Source organism: Mesorhizobium sp. M1A.T.Ca.IN.004.03.1.1 (genome assembly GCF_003997555.1).
Classification (GTDB): Bacteria; Pseudomonadota; Alphaproteobacteria; order Rhizobiales; family Rhizobiaceae; genus Mesorhizobium.
Window position 1 is genome coordinate 1 of the sequence record NZ_RZTV01000552.1, and the last position, 260, is coordinate 260.

Genomic DNA, 260 nt, shown 5'->3' on the forward strand with positions numbered 1-260 from the left:
CTCGCGCCCTCTTCCATCGACTGCTCGAGGAATATCCCGATGCGGCCCGTCTGATCGAAAACCGCATCCGCGACAACCTCGCCGAACTTGCAGCCAAGGCGGCAAGCCAGTTCCATCGATTCAGCTGAACCTTGTCAGAAGTCGAAATGCGCTGTCACCGGCACATGGTCCGACGGCCGATCCCAGCCGCGCGCCTCCTTCAGGATCTCGATCCGCTGGAGATGCGGCCCGAGATCCGATGACGACCAGATATGGTCGAG

General features: G+C 61.2%; 2 pseudogenes. One reads left to right on the forward strand and one right to left on the reverse strand.

Annotation, left to right across the window (positions count from 1 at the left end):
* Positions 1–128: pseudogene (locus EOD29_RS32840) on the forward strand (protein kinase); the annotation flags it as partial.
* A 6-nt stretch (positions 129–134) separates the two neighbouring features.
* On the opposite strand, the pseudogene EOD29_RS32845 reads toward EOD29_RS32840, so the two are convergent.
* Positions 135–260, reverse strand: a pseudogene (locus EOD29_RS32845) (exodeoxyribonuclease III); the annotation flags it as partial.